Origin of the sequence: Bacillus sp. GMs2/2 (assembly GCF_050172095.1) — a bacterium.
GTDB classification, from domain to species: Bacteria; Bacillota; Bacilli; order Bacillales; family Bacillaceae_G; genus Bacillus_A; species Bacillus_A cereus.
This window is the reverse complement of sequence record NZ_JBNLYE010000637.1, coordinates 1-1548: the sequence shown is the minus strand read 5'-3', so window position 1 is coordinate 1548 and position 1548 is coordinate 1. Positions and strand designations below refer to the sequence as shown.

The window sequence follows — 1548 nt, the reverse complement described above, 5'->3', positions numbered from 1 at the left end:
TATTTCTATATAAAGAATATATTCTCCTTTTATATGAAATTAAAATAAAGCCATTCATGTGAATGGCTTTACAAAAAAGCAGCATAATTATGCCTTGTTTGCTACATCAATACCATTAAAATCAAAGTCAGCCGTAACCGTTGTAACAGGTGGGAAAATTGCTTCAATTTTGCAAATGGAAATAATTACTCCAACCGATCCAGGAATAGCCGCAAGCTTAACTACATCACAACTTACAGACGAAACAGTACCTACATAAGTACGTCCCTCTGTGTTAATTTGAACTGTTCGATTAATTAATTTCTTAAGTTCATCTCTAATTCCTTGTACACAAGAATTATCACATTTCTCATGCTGTTCTTTTTTACACTCTTCGAATACTTCCCAACAATCATCCTGTTTACATGTACACTTCTTTTTACAATTATTAAATCGAGAACCCAATACCTCACCCCCTAATCATTTCTATTAGTAAAGTATGTCCACTAGCTTAAAAGGGTACGAGGCAAACGCATAAAAAGAAAAAAACAAGCAATTGTACCAAACCTTCTTTTCATTATTCATTATAAAAACAGACCTCTCCTAATTAAAAGCTTGTTTAATGAGCGGCCGTGAATTTAGTCCTACTCCATTTAATGTTTAGACACCGCTTTCTAAAACAAACCTTTTTTCTTTTAAATAAGACGCTCCTTAAAAACGCACTAGATTTTCCCATTAACTCACATATACATAGACTTTATTTGTGGATTTTTCCTTTGTTATTGTGAAATATACATTCAAAAAAGCGTACTCGAAAATAAGATATTATTTGTAATCAGAACGCTTTCTTCAACAAATGTTTATTAAAAAATACCATAACTAGTAGTAGTTCCCTCCACTATCTCTTAAAAATTAGCATAGTTTGTATGAACTCTATATCGAGTAGAAAACACTCTATCATATAGAGATAAAATAGTAGGTTAATAAACAAGCCATTTTTTTATTAAAACATAGAATAATATGAACACTATTGAAAGGAGGTAGAAATAAATGTCATGGAAAAATGATTGCTGGAGTTCTCAGAAAAAGCATTGTTGTGATGATTGGTGGAAATCTAAAGAAAAGCGTCATTGTGATGATGATTGGTGGAAATCTAAAGAAAAGCGTCATTGTGATGATGATTGGAGTTCTCAGAAAAAGCATTGTAATGATGATTGGTGGAAATCTAAAGAAAAGTGTCATTGTGATGACGATTGGAGTTCTCAGGAAAAACATTGTAATGATGATTGGAGTTCTAAACGAAATAAGTGTCGTTGTAAATGTTTCTTTATTTGTTGCCATTGTAAAAGAAAAAATTGGTAATATTTTCAATCTCAACTTAAAGGAAAGAATATGTCTTTTGGAACCAATCGGACTTTTCCGAAAAGTTGATCCCTCACCTACTTCCTTGCTTTCGCTAAATTTTTAGGTGGGGGGCATTACTGCCTGACAAATAGCGAGATAAATACTAGAATGTAATATATAAAAAGCTGACTGAGTATAGTCAGCTTTTTATATATGAACACGTAA

General features: G+C 31.9%; 2 protein-coding genes. One reads left to right on the top strand and one right to left on the bottom strand.

The features are described 5' to 3' along the window. Positions 1-87: 87 nt before the first annotated feature. Positions 88-444: a hypothetical protein gene (locus tag ACQGS6_RS28195; RefSeq protein ID WP_000535573.1), complete on the bottom strand. Its 357-nt coding sequence runs from the start codon at positions 442-444 to the stop codon at positions 88-90. 598 nt (positions 445-1042) lie between these two features. Here ACQGS6_RS28195 and ACQGS6_RS28190 point away from each other — a divergent pair. After that, positions 1043-1447, top strand: a complete 405-nt coding sequence (locus tag ACQGS6_RS28190) for a hypothetical protein (protein ID WP_426966010.1) — start codon at positions 1043-1045, stop codon at positions 1445-1447. Positions 1448-1548 lie beyond the last annotated feature (101 nt).

Coding starts and splice junctions, on each gene's coding strand:
- ACQGS6_RS28190 (WP_426966010.1), top strand. CDS start 1,043: ATGATTGCTGGAGTTCTCAGAAAAAGCATTGTTGTGATGATTGGTGGA.